Genomic DNA, 15,823 nt, shown 5'->3' with positions numbered 1-15,823 from the left:
TCAGGCCAACGGCACCCGACGCGTCGTCAGCGCCACACGCCCCACAAAGAAACTCAACGCCACACCCAGCAGCAACATCGCCAAGGTGCTCCAGGCTGCGCGGGACAGTTGCTTGGCCGCGACTTCGCCTGCTTCACGGGCTTTCTGCTCGGCCTGTTGCTTGAGCTCATCGACCTTCTGCATGGCTTGCTGATAGGCCTGGGCATAGTTGTCGACGATCTGCGTGGCTTCCTCTTTGCTCTTGCCGGTACGGGCGGCAACGATGTTGACCAGCGCGTCTTTATCGGCCGCGTTCAGCGCAGGCTCACCGGAGGCTTTGACGCGGTCGAACCACTGCTTGAGCGCATCACCGGCCAGGGCTGGATTGGTCGCGGCAGCCGTCGCCGATTGCTTGCCATCCGCTGCGGCCTGATCGGTTTTCTGCTCGACATTGGCCGGGTCCAATTCAGGCTTGCCGCTTTGCTTGAGCAGCGTATCGAGCTGAGCTTGCAGGCTGTTCCAGTCGAGGTGGATGCCCTGCTCGTCCAGTTGCTGCTTGACGCTGTCACTGATGCCCGGCGCCGCGGCAGCGATGCCACTACCGGCAGCCGACAGGCCTTTGCCCACCACATTGCCGGCGGTCCCGACCACGCTCGCGGCCAGGCCTGCCAGCAGCCAGGTGGTGAATAACGTGGTCAGGGTCCAGGTCAGCACACCATGCAGGCCGCCGCGATCCGGTGCCGTACGCCCGGCCACAAAGGCACCCACGGCGATGGCGATCAGCGTCGAGACAAATAGCCAGATGCCGGCGCCCGTGCCGAAACCGCTCAACGGATTGCCCGCCTGCATCGGGTTGACGGCGCTGGCGCCAATGGCGGTGCCGAGGACACTGAGCACCAGGTAGGTCACCAGGGCAATTGCACTACCCGCGAGTACAGAACTCCAGGACACGCGAAACGGCGAACGGTTGGTTTCATAGACAGTGGTCATGATTGATCCTTTTGCAGTGATTGACTGTCTCAGTCTGGCCAGCCACGTGTCCGTCCGTCCCCGCGCAAATGCACCAGGCCATCTGGTGCATTCGCACCCCGGTGCAGGCAATTGCTCTGCACTATCCTGAAGCCTGGGTGTCGTACTTTCATGCGTCCAAAACCCGGAGAAACCATGACCCAGGATGTCCTCGCCAAAGAAACCAACCGTCGCCAACTGCAGCAGATCATCTCCGGGCTGTCCGACGGGATAATCCTCGCCGAGGTCGACCAGACCATCCTCTGGGCCAACGATGCGGCCCTGGCCATGCATGGGGTGGATGAGGTCGCGGCATTGGGCGCCGATACCCAGGAATACGCCGAACGCTTCAGCCTGCGCTATCGCAATAACCACCCCGTGCCGCTGGAAAACTACCCCCTCGCCCGTGCGGCGGCCGGTGATGAGTTCAGCGATGTGGTGGTGGAAGTCACCCCCACGGCCGACGAACGCAAGACCTGGGTCCACCGCCTGCGCAGCCTGGTGATCAGCGATTCCCACGGCGAGCCCGAGTTGCTGGTACTGATCCTCAGCGACGCCACCGAGTGGGCCAGCGCCGAACAGCGCTTCGAAAAAACCTTCAACGCCAACCCGGCGCCTGCGGTGATCTGCCGCCTGAGCGACCTGCGCTATATCAAGGTGAACCAGGGTTTCCTGGAGATGACCGGCTACAACCGCGACCAGGTCATCGGCCGTTCGGTGTATGAGCTGGACGTTCTGGAGCAGGCCGATCGCAAGGACCTGGCCATCCAGCGCCTGGGCGAAGGCGCGACCATCCCGCAGATGCAAGCCGAGCTGAAGCTGCCCGAAGGTGGCAGCAAACTGGTGATCGTCGCCGGCCAGCCGTTGGACATGAACGAAGAGGAATGCATGCTGTTTTCCTTCACCGACCTGGAGCCACGCCGCAAGGCCGAGATTGCGCTGCGCCAGAGTGAAGAGCGCTTCGCCAAGTCGTTCCGCCTGACGCCTGTGCCGACCCTGGTGTGCAGCGCCGCCAACCGGCAGGTGGTGGATATCAACGAAGCCTTCATGACGATTACCGGGTATACCAGTGAGGAACTGATCGGCAAGGCCATCGAAGAGATCCACTTCATCGACAGCGCCCCGGTGGCCGCCCAGGTGTTCGCCACCCTGGAGAAAGCCGGCAACCTCGATGGCCAGGACCTCAAGGTGCGCAAGAAAGGCAACGAAGTGATCGACTGCGTGCTTTCCGCCGACACCGTGGTCATCCAGGACGTGCCGTGCTACCTGCTGGTGATGATGAACATCACCGAGCGCAAGCGCTCGGAGCTGGAGCTGGTGGCTGCCATCGAGGAAGTGATGCAGGACGCCTCGTGGTTCAGCCAGACCCTCATCGAGAAACTGGCCAACGCCAAGAGCGTCAACAGCCCCAACCTGCCCAACGTAGCCTTCACCGACCTGACCGCGCGTGAGCGCGATGTACTGGGCCTGATCTGCGAAGGCCTGGCCGACAAGGAAATCGCCTCGCGGCTGAAACTGGCACCCAATACGGTGCGTAACCATGTGGCCACGGTGTACTCAAAACTGGGGGTGCACAGCCGCAGTGCGGCGATTGTCTGGGCCCGTGAACGTGGGCTGTTTGCCGGTGAATTAAGGGTTAAAAGCAAGCGCTGAACATACAAATGCACTAGTCCAGCTAGTATGAATTCGCCTTATCGGATGCCGTACCGATCCCTAACCTTCAAGGGGTGAGCACAGGGCTTTGAACCTGTGCCGTCGTGAAACGACACCTTGAAGGAACCCTCATGTTTACGCTCTCTCAACTGCGAAATTGCATCGAAGAAGGCCTGGCGCCGCTGACATGCGAGTTCACCCTGTGCCGGGACGCCTCATTGACCCTCAAGGTCTATGACGCCGAGACCGGCCGGGTGGACCTGGTGGTGACGGGGATCAGCACCAATCGGCTGCAGACCCCGCAAGAAGTGGAAAAAATGGTGGAAGAACTGCGCTACGAACTGCAAAGCAACAACATGGGCAAGCTCACGCTGGATGACTTGCCTTCAACGACGAACCAATGAAGTAGAACACCCCACCCGCGACGATGAACGCCCCGAGCATGTAGAACATGTAGTGGGCCGGCAGGCTGGCCAGCACCAGCCCGCACAACACCGGCCCCAATGCTGCACCCAGGTTGGACAGGTTCTGCGCCCCGTAGTACATGCCCCGCAGGTGGTCCGGGGCAATCCGGTCGATAAACATGTACTCGGCCGGGAACACGATAATTTCCCCCACGGTGAACACCCCCATCGCCAGCACCCACCACAGCACGCTGGTGGACAGCGCGAACCCGATCAACCCCAGCATGAACATGCCCAGGCCGAAGATCAGCCATTGGCTGAGGTAACGGTGCGAGATGCGCCGGCCAATCACGTACTGCAAGGCAATCACCAGCACCGCGTTGGTGGTCAGCACCGCACTGATCACGGTGTAGGTGTATTCCGCGCTGGTGGTGGTCACCAGGTATTGCGACAGGTAGGCCGTGAACTGGCCGAACACCACGGCGCTGAGCAGGCCGCCGAGGGTGAAGCACACCAATCGATGGTCACGCAGCAACACACGGCCGACGGCCAGGAACGACACCGGCTTTTGCGCGACCTCGGCGGTGGCCAGGGTGCGATCGCCCCAGCGCCAGTACAACAGGAAAAACCCCAACCCCAGCAACGCCGAAAGGATGAACGGCAGGCTGATATCCAGCTTGGCTACCATCGCGCCAAAGAACGGCCCCACGGCGTAACCGATGTTGGTCAGCGTGTACTTGATCGAAAACACTTCGCTGCGCGCCTCTTCGGGCAAGAGGCTGGCAAAGCCGGCCTTGACCGCAATGTCGATCACCGCATAAGCCAGGTTGATCAGGATCAGGCAGCTGTAGAACGCCCAGATATTCTGCGCGAGTACCGTGCCGATAAAACCCAGCACAAACACCACGCTCAAGCCGAGCAGCAGCCGATAGCTGTTGATGCGGTCGACCAGGAAGCCGCCGTACACGCTGAGCAGCGAACCGACGATCAGCGAGCTGCCGATCACCAGGCCGACCTGACTGATGTCGAGGGCAAAGTGGCTGGTGAGGTAAATGACCAGGTAGGGAAAGGTGATGGCCTTGGCCAACGTCAGCAACAACGTGGCGGACAGCAACAGGTTCACGGTGCGAGGGTAGTTTCTTATTGTGGCAAGCATCCTGCTCTCTTTCGGTCAAAGGTAACGCGGCGTTTTATGGCCGGTTACCTTAACGCGGAGCAAGCAAAAAAGCCGGGCTATTTTTTGACTGGGGTGATCTCGAGGATGGTGCCGTTGGTGGTTTTCAGCAGCACGAACTTGTCGCCGACCCGCGCCCATTGGCTGTCGGCTTCAGGTTGCTTGAGGCCACGCTTTTTCCAGTCGCTGACCGCCGACTCCTTGCGCATCAGGATGTCCGGGGCACGGTCGCCCTCTTTGAGATCGCGGGCGTTGATGTTGGAAGGCTGCACGGTTTCCTGGGGGGTATCACCCGCCTGTGCGACAAAACTGGCGGTGGACAGGCTGGCAGCGACCAGCAGGCAGGCGGCGAGGGTTTTGGACTTCATAGGTGCTCCTTCAATGAATGACGCGTACCCAGGTTCGGACCACGGGCGCACGAAATCATTCAGCCTGCTAACCTTGCGCCAGCCTATTCTCGAGTCTGACAACAATGAAAACAGCCCTGACCCGAACCAAGCTACTCGCCAGCGCCCTGGTGGTCTTCGCCGTGATCGGCGGCGCAGCCTATTACCTGCTCGACCGTCATGCGGTCACTGGCCTGGTGAGCGGCACCGACTACAGCGAAGACCAATTGAATGAAGGCGAAGTCGCCGACATCAACACCCTGTCGTTGCCCGAAGCGAAGAAGCGCCTGAATTACCTGGTACTGGATGCCCGCGACAGCATCAACCAGATCGCGATGATCGAAAGCATGCGCCTGGAAATCTCCCCGGCGTCAAAAACCGACCCGGTACCGGCGCAGAAAAAAGAGCTGCGTTATGACGAGCCTTTCGTGCCCTTCCCGGCTACGCAACTGAGCGCCGCGCTGGGGGCGCTCCAGCAGCAAGCGTTCGCGCAGGTGTTCTTCGACAACCAGTCGGGGTTGAAACTGGATGTGGAGCCGATCCGCGAGGTGCTCAAGCGTGGCGCCCTGCCCGACCAGCGTCATGAAGAACGTTATGCAGTGCAAGCCGTGTCCTTTCGCGACGGCACGCAGCAGCCGTTTACCGAGGTGGGAGTGGTCAGCGCTGAGGATGAAGACACTACCAAGGCCGAGCTCAAGGTCAATAAGCCGGTGGAGCGCATCGACGTCGCCCTCACCTACCCGGCCTATGCAGGCTTCAAGAAAATCATGCTGGACCCGGCCCACCCCAAAGTCGCCGGCGAGCAGGGCGAAATCTACCAATTGACCGCCCTCGCGGACGGCAGCGCGTCCTTACTGCTGGCGACACCGAAGGACAAAAGCTTGGTGATCCAGGGCCTGAGCGCCGACGGCAAGACGTTGTACAGCGGCGGTAACAGCTCGAACTCCTCGCCCACCGCCGAGCAGAAGGCCAACCTGCGCGCCTACTATGATGAACTGCTGCGCATGCAGGACCACTTCTCCAGCTACACCACCAGCGCCGAACTGCAGACGCATCTGGAGCAGTTCGTGAAAGACCTTCCAGACACCGCCAGCGCCCTGACCAACGTACACGCCACCTACCACTTCGAAGATACCCCGGCGAGCATCGTCATCTACCTGCTAGAGCCTGCCCAGTTGCAAACAGTCAACCTGCAGATGCACAACAGCGTGCCACCCCAGAGTCGCTACATCGCCTACGACAACGCCACGCAAAAAAACGGCTTCATCGACAACCAGGGCCATTGGGTGGTCAAGCCGCGCTTCGAACGCATCGAATACAGCGAGATGCCCGGCGTGTACCACATGCAGGTGGGCAGCACGCCGGAGAAAGACGGTTGGCGTCAGTTGCTGTTCAAATACTTCAGTTTCGTGCCGGGCGGGCACACGCTGAAGGAGCTGCCGTTCGAGATCATCGAAAAGCCGATCAACGCTGACTTGATGATCGTCGAGCGCGAAACGAACGGGCCTTACGGCGTCTACGACCTGAAGAAACAGCAGGTCGTGGTGCCGATGAAATACGTCAACGTCAACGTGGTCGGCGAGCTGTTCATTGGCCGGCCGGGGCTGAAAACCTACGGCAGCGACTCGGATTACGGCGTCTGGAACCTGGCCGGCAAGGAACTGCTGGCGCCGCGGTTTTCCAACATCGAAGTGATCGGTGACTACCTCTACACCACCGCTGGCAACGATCAACAGAGGGACGTCTACAGCCTGAAACTGCAGAAAATCAATCCGCCGGGCACCACCGCCATCGGCGCGTTCATCCAGGGCCAGCCGCAACTGGTGCAAGAGCGCAAAAGCCGCCGATTCAGCTTCATCAACCCACAAGGTAAAACCCTGCCAATCAACCTGCCTTACGATGAGGTCGAGCCATTTTCCAACGGCATGGCGGTGGTGAAGACCGGCCAGCGCTACGGTGCGGTCGACACCGAAGGCAAACAGCGCGTGCCGCTCAAATACACCACCCTCAACGCCTTCCAGAAAAACCTCGCCTCAGCGGAGATGGAGGGCTTCAAGGGCCTGGTGCTGATCGACCGCAACAATACCGTGGTAAAGAAACTCGGCCAGTACACCACCTACAGCATCCCGGCCAACAGCAACGATGCGAAGTACAGCATCTGGGATACGAAAGAAGAAAACCGGGTGAATGTATTCGATGCCGATGGAGCGCAGATCGACAGCTACCAACGCGAATAACCAGGCGCCGCCCTTGTGGCGAGGGAGCTTAGGTCGCCGGCGCGGGTGTGCCTTGATGAAACACCATCCGCCACTGCCCCTGCTCCTCTCGCCACACCGAGCTGCGCAGCGAGTCCCCGGTGCCTTCGCGGTGGCCGCGATAAGTCGCCAGCGCCACCCCCTGGCCGAGCACCTTCACAGCAAACCCCGAGATGCGGCGCGGCGCAAACACTTCATCCTGCAGCCCGGCAATCACCTCGGCTTTACTGCCCCATACCGTGCCACTGGCTCCAAACTCGACGAAATCATCCGCCAGCAACTGCGCCACCCGCTTCGCATCCGTGCGGGTGGCACTCGCCTGCAGTGCCTGTTCCAACGCGTATAAGTGCTGCTCCAGCTGCATGCCCATTGCCTCCATGAAATTAATCCTGTAATTTTTCATGAAATTATTTGATATAAATTTCATGAATCAACAAGAAGAACTCGACGCCCTGGCGATCCTGATTCACGACCTGCGCAAACACAAGAAGCTCACCCTCGCCCAATTGGCGCAGAAGATCGAGCGTTCCGTAGGTTTCCTGTCCCAAGTGGAACGCGGCTTGTCGCGGCCTACCGTGGCCGACCTGACCGCGATCAGCCACGCCCTCGACGTGCCCACCACGTATTTCTACAGCCTGTCCAAACCCAAGGCCGTGAGCTGGGTGACCCGCCCCAACGAGCGGCGCACGGTGTATTACGCCAACGGCATTACCGACATCCTCGTCTCGCCGAGCATGAATGGCGCGTTCTCGATGCTCGACAGCCTGTTGGCCCCCGGCGCCAACAGCGGCGAGCAAACCATGAGCGACCGCGCCGAACAGGCCGGTTTTGTGCTCGAAGGCGAGTTGACCTTGTGGGTCGAGGGTGAGGCTGACTCGGTCACCCTCGGCCCTGGTGACAGCTTCCACCTGGCCAGCTTTGCTCATTGCCGCTACGCCAACCTGACCGATCTGCCCGCCCGCGTGCTGTGGGTCTACAACTAGGAGCAACACCCGTGAAAAGCCAATCTTCCACGTTGCTGGCCGAAGTACGGACCTTCCGCCAGAACCACCCCGACGTGCGGTATGTGGACCTGATCGCCCTGGATATCCCAGGGCATTTCTACGGCAAGCGCTACCCGATAGAAATGCTCGAAAAAGTCGCCGCCGGCAGCCCCCTGAAGCTGCCACAGAACGCCGTGCTGCTGGGGACTCAAGGCGGGCTGTTCAAGATTGGTGACTATTGCTTCCATGACGGCGACCCGGACGCCAACCGCCGCCTGGTGCCGGGCACACTCAAGCCGGTGAGCTGGGAATCGCAGCCGTTGGGCCAGATGCTGATCACCTCAGACGGCACCGACGCCCCGATCGAATTCGAGCCCCGCGAAGTCCTGGCCAAGGTGCTGGAGCGCCTGCAGCACAAAGGCATTCACCCGGTGGTGGCGTTCGAACTGGAGTTCTACCTGTTCGACAAAAAACTCGACAACGGCCTGCCGCAATTCGCCCGCGACCCGCTGAGCGAGGATGCCGACGACCAGCCCAACCTGCATATCGACCGGCTCTCGCGCTTCAGTGAAGTGCTCGACGATATGGCGCAGACCGCCAAGGACCAGGGTATCGACATCACGGTGATCACTGCCGAGATCGGCCCCGGCCAGTTCGAGATCAATTTCGGCCACCTCGACGATGGCCTGCGCGCCGCCGACTGGGCCGCCCTGTTCTGCCGCAGCACCCGAGGCGTGGCGTTGAAGCATGGCCACCGCGCCAGCTTCATGGCCAAGCCCTACCTGCAATACCCCGGCAGCGGCATGCATGTGCATGTGAGTCTGTATGACGGCGCGGGCAATAACCTGCTGGCGGCCCATCAGCAGCAACCGCTGCGCCATGCGGTCGCCGGCTGCCTGGAACTGCTGCCGCACTGCATGCCGATCTTCTCGCCCAACCACAACGCCTTCCGCCGCCTGGGTGGCACGGTCAACGCGGCGACCCGCGCCAGCTGGGGCTTTGAGGACCGCGATGCGTGCGTGCGCATTCCCGAATCCGACCCGCGCAACCTGCGCATCGAGCACCGCCTGGCCAGCGCCGACGCCAATCCGTACCTGGTGCTGGCGGCCATCCTGGCCGGGCTGGAACATGGCCTTGAGGCCAAGCGCGAACCCATCGCGCCGTTGAACGAGGACCGCAACAGCGGTACCGACTTCCCCTTGGAAATGCTCGATGCCGTGCGCGCCATGCAGCATCAACCGGTCGTGCGCGATAAGCTGGGCGCCGAATTTGTCGACGTATACTGCGAAAACAAACGCCAGGATCACCTGGCCTTCCAACAAGAGATCAATGCGCGCGAATACCGCTGGTTTCTCTGACCCCATGGATAACCGATGACCGACCAAAGCGCCCCGGCCCTGAAGGAAATTTTCAACGTCGAACGCCTGCAGCACATCGCCCGCGAGATGAGCGCGGTGTACCCGGCGTTCGACGCCAAGGGTTTTCTCAAGCACGCCAAGGCCGGGCTGGCGCAGTTGTCGGTGATGCAGCGCATGGCGCGGGTCAGCGAGAGCCTGCACGCGGTGATCCCGCTGGAATATGTGCAGACCCTCAAGCTGCTCTACGCGCTGGCCCCGCGCCTGAACAGCGCGTTTGTCAGCCTGTTCCTGCCGCATTACGTGGCGAGTTACGGCCAGGCTGACTTCAAGCGTTCCATGGCCGCGCTCAAATACTTCACCACGTTTGGCTCGGCGGAATTCGCGATCCGCCACTTTCTGCTGAATGATTTCGCGCGCACGCTGGCGGTGATGCAAGCCTGGTCGCTGGACGACAACGAACACGTGCGCCGCCTCGCCAGCGAAGGCTCGCGCCCGCGCCTGCCCTGGTCGTTTCGACTGGCCGAGGTGCAGGCCAACCCCGAGCTGTGCGCGTCGATCCTCAATAATCTCAAGGCCGACAGCAGCCTGTATGTGCGCAAATCCGTCGCCAACCATCTCAACGACATCACCAAGGAACACCCGGACTGGGTACTCGACCTGATCGAGGGCTGGAACCTCGACAATCCCCACACCGCCTGGATCGCCCGCCACGCGCTGCGCAGCCTGATCAAGCAAGGCAACACCCGCGCGCTGACCATCATGGGCGCCGGCGCCAAGGCCGACGTGAAGATTCAGCACCTGAGCGTCACACCGGCAGTGATCACGCTGGGCGAACGCATCACCCTGTCATTCAGCCTGGAATCCACCGCCGCCACCGCGCAGAAACTGGTGGTGGACTACGCCATCGACTACGTCAAAAGCGCCGGGCACAGCGCGGCCAAAGTCTTCAAGCTCAAGGCATTCACGCTGGGCGCGGGTGAACAGCAACGTATCAGCCGCGAGCAACACATCCGCGAATTGACCACCCGCAAGCACTATCCGGGCAAGCATACCGTGCACGTGATGGTGAATGGTGAACGCCTGGGCAGTGCTGACTTCGTATTGCGCGACTGAGGCAGGTGGGGCAACACCGGGGGATTGAAGTGGGGCCTAGACACCCGGGTGTACGCAGATCAAATGTGGGAGCTGGCTTGCCTGCGAAAGCAGTGGGTCAGGCCCCGAATGCATCAACTGACAGCCCGCCTTCGCGAGCAAGCCCGCTCCTACAGGGGGATCCGGGTATGCCTCGGACTCCCGGGTGTATGAAGATCAAATGTGGGAGCTGGCTTGCCTGCGAAAGCGGTAGATCAGGCACCGAATGCATCAGCTAACACACCGCCATCGCGGGCAAGCCCGCTCCCACACGGGGATCCGGGTATACCTCGGGCTCCCGGGTGTACCCAGATCAAATGTGGGAGCTGGCTTGCCTGCGAAAGCGATAGATCAGGCACCCACTGCATCAACTGAAAGGTCGCCATCGCGGGCAAGCCCGCTCCCACAGGGGGATCCGGGTATGCCTCGGGCCCCCGGGTGTACGCAGATCAAATGTGGGAGCTGGCTTGCCTGCGAAAGCGGTGGCTCAGGCACCGAATGCATCAACTGACAGCCCCCGCCATCGCGGGCAAGCCCGCTCCCACAGGGGGATCCGGGTATGCCTCGGACTCCCGGGTGTATGAAGATCAAATGTGGGAGCTGGCTTGCCTGCGAAAGCGGTAGTTCAGGCACCCACTGCATCAACTGACCCACCGCCTTCGCGAGCAAGCCCGCTCCCACACGGGGATCCGGGTATGCCTCGGGCTCCCGGGTGTACGCAGATCAAATGTGGGAGCTGGCTTGCCTGCGAAAGCGGTAGATCAGGCACCGAATGCCTCAACTGCCAGCCCGCCTTCGCGAGCAAGCCCGCTCCCACAGGGGGATCTGGGCATGGCTTGGGCTCCCGGGTGTAAGCAGATCAAATGTGGAAGCTGGCTTGCCTGCGAAAGCGGTGGGTCAGCCACCCACTGCATCGACTGACACTCCGCCATCGCGAGCGAGCCCGCCGTTTTCGAGCCAGGTTCTTCAGGCAGCTTCGCCAAGCAACAAGCCCTGCTCCCGCGCGCACAACTCCACCACGTAATCCCACAACACCCGCAGTCGCACCGACTTGTGCAGTTCACGCCGCGAACTGATCCAGTAGCTGCGCTGGATACTCTCTGCCGGCAGCAACGGCACCAGGTCCGGGTCGCCAGAGGCCATGAAGCACGGCAGCACGGCAATCCCCAAGCCTGACCGTGCAGCCTGGTGTTGGGCGATGACGCTGGTGCTGTGGAACACCACCTTGGGATTACGACAGAAGCTGCTGAGGAATTTCAGTTCCTGGCTGAACAATAGATCGTCGACGTAATCGATCCATGAATGGGCGGCGAGGTCTTCGCGCTTTTCGATCGGCGGATTGCGCGCAAGGTAGGCGCGGCTGGCGTAGAGCGCGAGGCGATAGTCGGTGAGTTTGCGCGTGACCAGTTGATCAACGCTGGGGCGCTCGAGGTGGATGCTGATTTCCGCTTCGCGGTTGAGAATGCTGACGAAACGCGGCACCGCGAGCAGTTCCACCTCCAACCCGGGATAGCGTTCAAACAGCCCGCCCATGCGACCGGCAAGGAACATTACGCCCAAGCCCTCGGCCACGCCGAGGCGGATCTTGCCCAAGGGCGCGGCGGAATGGGTGAGTTCGTCTTCGGCCAGCAGCGCGACGTTTTCCATGGCCTCGGCATGCTTGAGCAAGGCTTCGCCGGCCGGAGTCAATTCATAGCCCTGGGCGTGCTGCACGAACAGCGCGGTGCCGAGGCTCTTTTCGATCGCCTCGATATGCCGGGCCACCGTGGCATGCGTCGTCTTCAAGCGTTGCGCGGCGGTGAGCAGGCGGCCGCTGCGCTGCAGTTCGAGAAAATACCGCAGGTCATTCCAGTCGAACATTCAGCCTCCCTCCCTTGGGCATAACTCACTACACGACCGCGAAGACTGGCCCCGTGCCTGTGGCGAGCAAGCTTGCCCGCTCGCCACAGCGGTCGCACTGTTTAAAAACGCACAGCAGCTGGGTAAAAACTAACATTTTTAAGACGAAAACTAACAACTAGGATGGAACCAATAAGAAAAACAAGCGAGACCTCAGATGTCCATTGCAACTGCTGAATACGATTACGTGGTAGTAGGCGCCGGCCCCGCAGGCTGCCTGCTGGCCAATCGACTCTCCGCCAATCCGGCCCACCGCGTGCTGCTGCTCGAAGCGGGTGGCCGCGACAACTATCCCTGGATCCATATTCCCGTCGGCTACCTCTTCTGCATCGGCAACCCGCGCACCGACTGGTGCTTCAAGACCGAGGCCCAGGAAGGCCTGCAAGGCCGTGCACTGAGTTATCCACGCGGCAAGGTGCTCGGCGGTTGCTCGTCGATCAACGGCATGATCTACATGCGTGGCCAGGCCCAGGACTACGACGGTTGGGCAGCCGCGGGCAATGCAGGCTGGGGTTGGAAAGACGTGCTGCCGCTGTTCAAGCAGAGCGAAAACCATTTTGCCGGCAGCTCGGAGTTCCACAGCGATGGCGGCGAATGGCGAGTCGAGCAACAGCGCCTGCATTGGCCGATTCTGGATGCCTTTCGGGATGCGGCGGCGCAAAGCGGCATCGCCTCCATCAGCGACTTCAACCAGGGCGATAACGAAGGCTGCGGCTACTTCCAGGTCAACCAGAAGGCCGGCGTCCGCTGGAATGCGGCCAAGGCGTTTCTCAAGCCCATCCGTCAACGCCCCAATCTCACCGTGCTGACCGACGTTGAAGTCGACCGCGTACTCCTGGAAAACGGCCGCGCCTCCCAAGTCGTCGGGCGTCAACACGGCCAGCAGTCGAGCTGGAGGGCGCGCAAGGAAATCGTGCTGTGCGCCGGTTCCGTGGGCTCGCCGGGCATCCTGCAACGCTCGGGCATCGGCCCCTCCAACGTCCTCAAGCCGCTGGGCATCGAGGTGCTGCACGAGCTGCCGGGCGTCGGTGGCAACCTGCAGGACCACCTGCAACTGCGACTGATCTACAAGCTGGAAAAAGCCCGCACCCTCAACCAGATCGCCGGCAGCGTGTGGGGCAAGATGGGCATGGGCCTGCGCTACCTGTACGACCGCAGCGGCCCGCTGTCGATGGCCCCCAGCCAGTTGGGTGCGTTTGCCCGCTCGGGCCCGGAACAGACTTCGGCCAACCTTGAATACCATGTGCAGCCGCTGTCGCTGGAGCGTTTTGGCGAACCGCTGCACGCGTTCCCCGCCTTTACTGCGTCAGTCTGCGATCTGCGCCCGCAGAGCCGTGGCCGCATTGATATCCGCTCGGCCAACCCGGCGGATGCGCCGCTGATCCGGCCCAACTACCTCAGCCATCCGGAAGATCTGCGCGTGGCCGCAGATGCCATTCGCCTGACCCGGCGCATCGTCGCCGCGCCGGCCTTGAGCCAATTCAAGCCGGTTGAATACCTGCCAGGTGATTCGCTGCAGACCGAAGAGGAGCTGCACGAAGCCGCCGCGCGAATCGGGACTACAATCTTCCATCCAGTGGGCACCTGCCGCATGGGCACTGACCAGGACGCCGTGGTCGACGCCCAACTGCGCGTGCATGGCGTGCCGGGCCTGCGGATTGCCGACGCCTCGATCATGCCGCGCATTACCTCCGGCAATACCTGTTCACCGACGCTGATGATCGCGGAGAAAGCCGCGCAGCTAATCCTTTCGCCGAACACAAGGAACCTTGCCCCCGAGAGAGAAATGACCGCACCCGCATGACCAGCAGGCGTCCGGCCTGGCGATAGCGCATCCAGGGTTTGCATCTGGCTTTACGCCATCGCCCGGCCGGACACCGGCAGGAAGGACAACCGGCGCCAAGGTTGGCGCCGACAGTGGAACAACAATAAATAATCACTGTGAGGGCTACCCGATGTCAGAACATGCTCAACCCCTGGGCTCGGCGATTACCGCGAGTGCCGGCAACGATTCAAGAAAAGTCATCTTCGCTTCGTCCCTCGGGACGGTGTTCGAGTGGTATGACTTTTTCCTCTATGGCGCCCTGGCGGCGGTGATCAGCAAGCAGTTCTTTGCCGGGGTCAACGACACCACCGCGTTTATCTTTGCCTTGATGGCCTTTGCCGCCGGCTTCGTGGTGCGCCCGTTCGGCGCGCTGGTGTTCGGCCGCCTGGGCGACATGATCGGACGCAAATACACCTTTCTGGTCACCATCATCCTGATGGGCGTGGCGACCTTCTGCGTCGGCCTGTTGCCGACGTATGCGAGCATCGGCATCGCGGCACCGGTCATCCTGATCGTGTTGCGCATGTTGCAAGGCCTGGCCCTGGGCGGCGAGTACGGCGGCGCAGCCACCTACGTGGCCGAGCACGCGCCCGCCGGCAAACGCGGCCTGCACACCAGCTGGATCCAGTCCACCGCCACCCTCGGCCTGCTGCTGTCGCTGCTGGTAGTGCTGGCGTGCCGCTACTTCACCGGCGATCAGTTTGAAGTCTGGGGCTGGCGGATTCCGTTCCTGTTCTCCATCGTGCTGCTGGGCATTTCGACCTGGATCCGCATGAGCCTGCACGAGTCGCCGGCATTCCTGAAGATGAAAGAGGAAGGCAAGGCCAGCAAGTCGCCGATCCGCGAATCCTTCGGCAAGTGGGAAAACCTCAAGGTGGTGCTGATTGCGCTGTTCAGCATCAACGGCGGCCAAGCCGTGACCTTCTACGCCGCGCAGTTCTACGTGCTGTTCTTCCTCACGCAGTTCCTGAAAATGGACCCGGCCCTGGCCAACATGCTGCTGATCATCAGCGTGGTGATTGGCGCGCCGTTCTTTATCCTGTTTGGCTGGCTGTCGGACAAGGTCGGGCGCAAGCCGGTGCTGATGCTCGGCCTGCTGCTGGCCACCGCGCTGTATTTCCCGATCTTCAAAGGCCTGGCGCACTACACCAACCCGGCGATGGACCAGGCCAGCCATCAGGCACCGATCACCGTCTTGGCCGACCCGGCCACCTGCACCTTCCAGTTCGACCCGGTGGGCAAGGCGCGTTTTGACAGCCCGTGCGACAAGGTCAAGACCTTCCTGGTCAAGCAGGGCCTGCCGTACAGCAGCGCCGCCGCCCCGGCGGGCAGCCCGGTGCAGGTGAGCGTGGGTGAAGTGCGCATCGACGGTTACGACGAAGCGGCCCTGCGTGGCGCCGTGACCCTGGCCGGTTACCCGACTTCGGCGGATGTTGCCCAGGTCAACAAAGTAATGGTGGTGGTGCTGATCGTGGCGCTGATCCTGATTGCCGCCATGTGCTACGGCCCGCTGGCGGCGCTGATGGTGGAGCTGTTCCCGACGCGTATCCGCTACACCTCGATGTCGCTGCCCTACCACATCGGTAACGGCTGGTTTGGCGGGTTCCTGCCAACCGTGTCGTTTGCGCTGGTGGTGTACACCGGCGATATCTTCTACGGGCTGTGGTACCCGGTGGTAGTGACCGGCGTGAGCTTGATTGTCGGGTTGTTCTGCCTCAAGGAAACCCGGCATGTGGACATCAATAACAACTGACTGACCCGTGCCCCC

The 15,823-nt window shown here is 61.7% G+C and carries 13 protein-coding genes; 8 read left to right on the top strand and 5 right to left on the bottom strand.

Translation table 11 applies throughout. The features are described 5' to 3' along the window. The gene (locus NTD80_RS20425) at nt 1-969 is read right to left on the bottom strand and encodes a hypothetical protein (RefSeq protein WP_262134720.1); all 969 of its coding nucleotides are present in this window, start codon (nt 967-969) and stop codon (nt 1-3) included. A gap of 174 nt (nt 970-1,143) precedes the next feature. Between NTD80_RS20425 and NTD80_RS20420 the strand changes: the two genes are divergently transcribed. Both NTD80_RS20420 and NTD80_RS20415 read left to right on the top strand, forming a co-directional pair. Then, a complete protein-coding gene (locus NTD80_RS20420) occupies nt 1,144-2,640 on the top strand; it encodes a helix-turn-helix transcriptional regulator (RefSeq protein WP_262134719.1) in 1,497 nt (498 codons plus the stop codon). A 131-nt stretch (nt 2,641-2,771) separates the two neighbouring features. After that, a complete protein-coding gene (locus NTD80_RS20415; RefSeq protein ID WP_065905564.1) occupies nt 2,772-3,044 on the top strand; it encodes a DUF1652 domain-containing protein in 273 nt (90 codons plus the stop codon). On the opposite strand, the gene NTD80_RS20410 is transcribed toward NTD80_RS20415, so the two are convergent. Continuing rightward, entirely contained in the window at nt 3,007-4,200 is a 1,194-nt protein-coding gene (locus NTD80_RS20410; RefSeq protein ID WP_262134718.1) for an MFS transporter, read from the bottom strand. The genes NTD80_RS20415 and NTD80_RS20410 overlap by 38 nt on opposite strands. Before the next feature lie 77 nt (nt 4,201-4,277). Continuing rightward, nucleotides 4,278-4,586 (bottom strand): RcnB family protein, encoded by a 309-nt coding sequence (locus NTD80_RS20405; protein WP_065905562.1) that lies wholly within the window; start codon nt 4,584-4,586, stop codon nt 4,278-4,280. A gap of 104 nt (nt 4,587-4,690) precedes the next feature. Here NTD80_RS20405 and NTD80_RS20400 point away from each other — a divergent pair, with 104 nt between their 5' ends. Then, entirely contained in the window at nt 4,691-6,841 is a 2,151-nt protein-coding gene (locus NTD80_RS20400; protein WP_262134717.1) for a WG repeat-containing protein, read from the top strand. A gap of 28 nt (nt 6,842-6,869) precedes the next feature. Here the strand turns inward: NTD80_RS20400 and NTD80_RS20395 are convergent, their stop codons facing one another. Beyond that, the gene (locus tag NTD80_RS20395; RefSeq protein WP_262134716.1) at nt 6,870-7,238 is read right to left on the bottom strand and encodes a nuclear transport factor 2 family protein; all 369 of its coding nucleotides are present in this window, start codon (nt 7,236-7,238) and stop codon (nt 6,870-6,872) included. A gap of 46 nt (nt 7,239-7,284) precedes the next feature. On the opposite strand from NTD80_RS20395, the gene NTD80_RS20390 reads away from it, so the two are divergent. From NTD80_RS20390 to NTD80_RS20380, 3 genes are read left to right on the top strand one after another with little or no spacing between them, the layout of a single operon-like run. Beyond that, entirely contained in the window at nt 7,285-7,842 is a 558-nt protein-coding gene (locus NTD80_RS20390; protein ID WP_065905559.1) for a helix-turn-helix domain-containing protein, read from the top strand. A gap of 11 nt (nt 7,843-7,853) precedes the next feature. After that, complete coding sequence (locus NTD80_RS20385; protein WP_065905558.1) at nt 7,854-9,200, top strand: glutamine synthetase family protein; 1,347 nt, start codon at nt 7,854-7,856, stop codon at nt 9,198-9,200. Between the two features lie 15 nt (nt 9,201-9,215). Next, nucleotides 9,216-10,313 (top strand): DNA alkylation repair protein, encoded by a 1,098-nt coding sequence (locus NTD80_RS20380; RefSeq protein ID WP_262134715.1) that lies wholly within the window; start codon nt 9,216-9,218, stop codon nt 10,311-10,313. A 984-nt stretch (nt 10,314-11,297) separates the two neighbouring features. Here the strand turns inward: NTD80_RS20380 and NTD80_RS20375 are convergent. Beyond that, nucleotides 11,298-12,191 carry a LysR family transcriptional regulator gene (locus tag NTD80_RS20375; protein WP_120448095.1) on the bottom strand — a complete coding sequence of 298 codons (894 nt, stop codon included), beginning with the start codon at nt 12,189-12,191 and terminating at the stop codon, nt 11,298-11,300. A gap of 196 nt (nt 12,192-12,387) precedes the next feature. Here NTD80_RS20375 and NTD80_RS20370 point away from each other — a divergent pair, with 196 nt between their 5' ends. Next, entirely contained in the window at nt 12,388-14,034 is a 1,647-nt protein-coding gene (locus NTD80_RS20370) for a GMC family oxidoreductase (RefSeq protein ID WP_120448094.1), read from the top strand. A gap of 151 nt (nt 14,035-14,185) precedes the next feature. Continuing rightward, nucleotides 14,186-15,808 (top strand): MFS transporter, encoded by a 1,623-nt coding sequence (locus NTD80_RS20365; RefSeq protein ID WP_106804489.1) that lies wholly within the window; start codon nt 14,186-14,188, stop codon nt 15,806-15,808. Nucleotides 15,809-15,823: the final 15 nt, after the last annotated feature.

Origin of the sequence: Pseudomonas sp. 13B_2.1_Bac1 (assembly GCF_025466155.1) — a bacterium.
Classification (GTDB): domain Bacteria; phylum Pseudomonadota; class Gammaproteobacteria; order Pseudomonadales; family Pseudomonadaceae; genus Aquipseudomonas; species Aquipseudomonas aylmerensis.
This window is presented reverse-complemented; position numbering and strand designations above follow the sequence as displayed.

What these genes read in the sequence shown, in the direction of transcription:
- NTD80_RS20410 (WP_262134718.1), bottom strand. Translation starts at nt 4,200, where the DNA reads ATGCTTGCCACAATAAGAAACTACCCTCGCACCGTGAACCTGTTGCTG.
- NTD80_RS20415 (WP_065905564.1), top strand. Translation starts at nt 2,772, where the DNA reads ATGTTTACGCTCTCTCAACTGCGAAATTGCATCGAAGAAGGCCTGGCG.
- NTD80_RS20380 (WP_262134715.1), top strand. Translation starts at nt 9,216, where the DNA reads ATGACCGACCAAAGCGCCCCGGCCCTGAAGGAAATTTTCAACGTCGAA.
- NTD80_RS20405 (WP_065905562.1), bottom strand. Translation starts at nt 4,586, where the DNA reads ATGAAGTCCAAAACCCTCGCCGCCTGCCTGCTGGTCGCTGCCAGCCTG.
- NTD80_RS20370 (WP_120448094.1), top strand. Translation starts at nt 12,388, where the DNA reads ATGTCCATTGCAACTGCTGAATACGATTACGTGGTAGTAGGCGCCGGC.
- NTD80_RS20390 (WP_065905559.1), top strand. Translation starts at nt 7,285, where the DNA reads ATGAATCAACAAGAAGAACTCGACGCCCTGGCGATCCTGATTCACGAC.
- NTD80_RS20365 (WP_106804489.1), top strand. Translation starts at nt 14,186, where the DNA reads ATGTCAGAACATGCTCAACCCCTGGGCTCGGCGATTACCGCGAGTGCC.
- NTD80_RS20420 (WP_262134719.1), top strand. Translation starts at nt 1,144, where the DNA reads ATGACCCAGGATGTCCTCGCCAAAGAAACCAACCGTCGCCAACTGCAG.
- NTD80_RS20375 (WP_120448095.1), bottom strand. Translation starts at nt 12,191, where the DNA reads ATGTTCGACTGGAATGACCTGCGGTATTTTCTCGAACTGCAGCGCAGC.
- NTD80_RS20400 (WP_262134717.1), top strand. Translation starts at nt 4,691, where the DNA reads ATGAAAACAGCCCTGACCCGAACCAAGCTACTCGCCAGCGCCCTGGTG.
- NTD80_RS20425 (WP_262134720.1), bottom strand. Translation starts at nt 969, where the DNA reads ATGACCACTGTCTATGAAACCAACCGTTCGCCGTTTCGCGTGTCCTGG.
- NTD80_RS20395 (WP_262134716.1), bottom strand. Translation starts at nt 7,238, where the DNA reads ATGGAGGCAATGGGCATGCAGCTGGAGCAGCACTTATACGCGTTGGAA.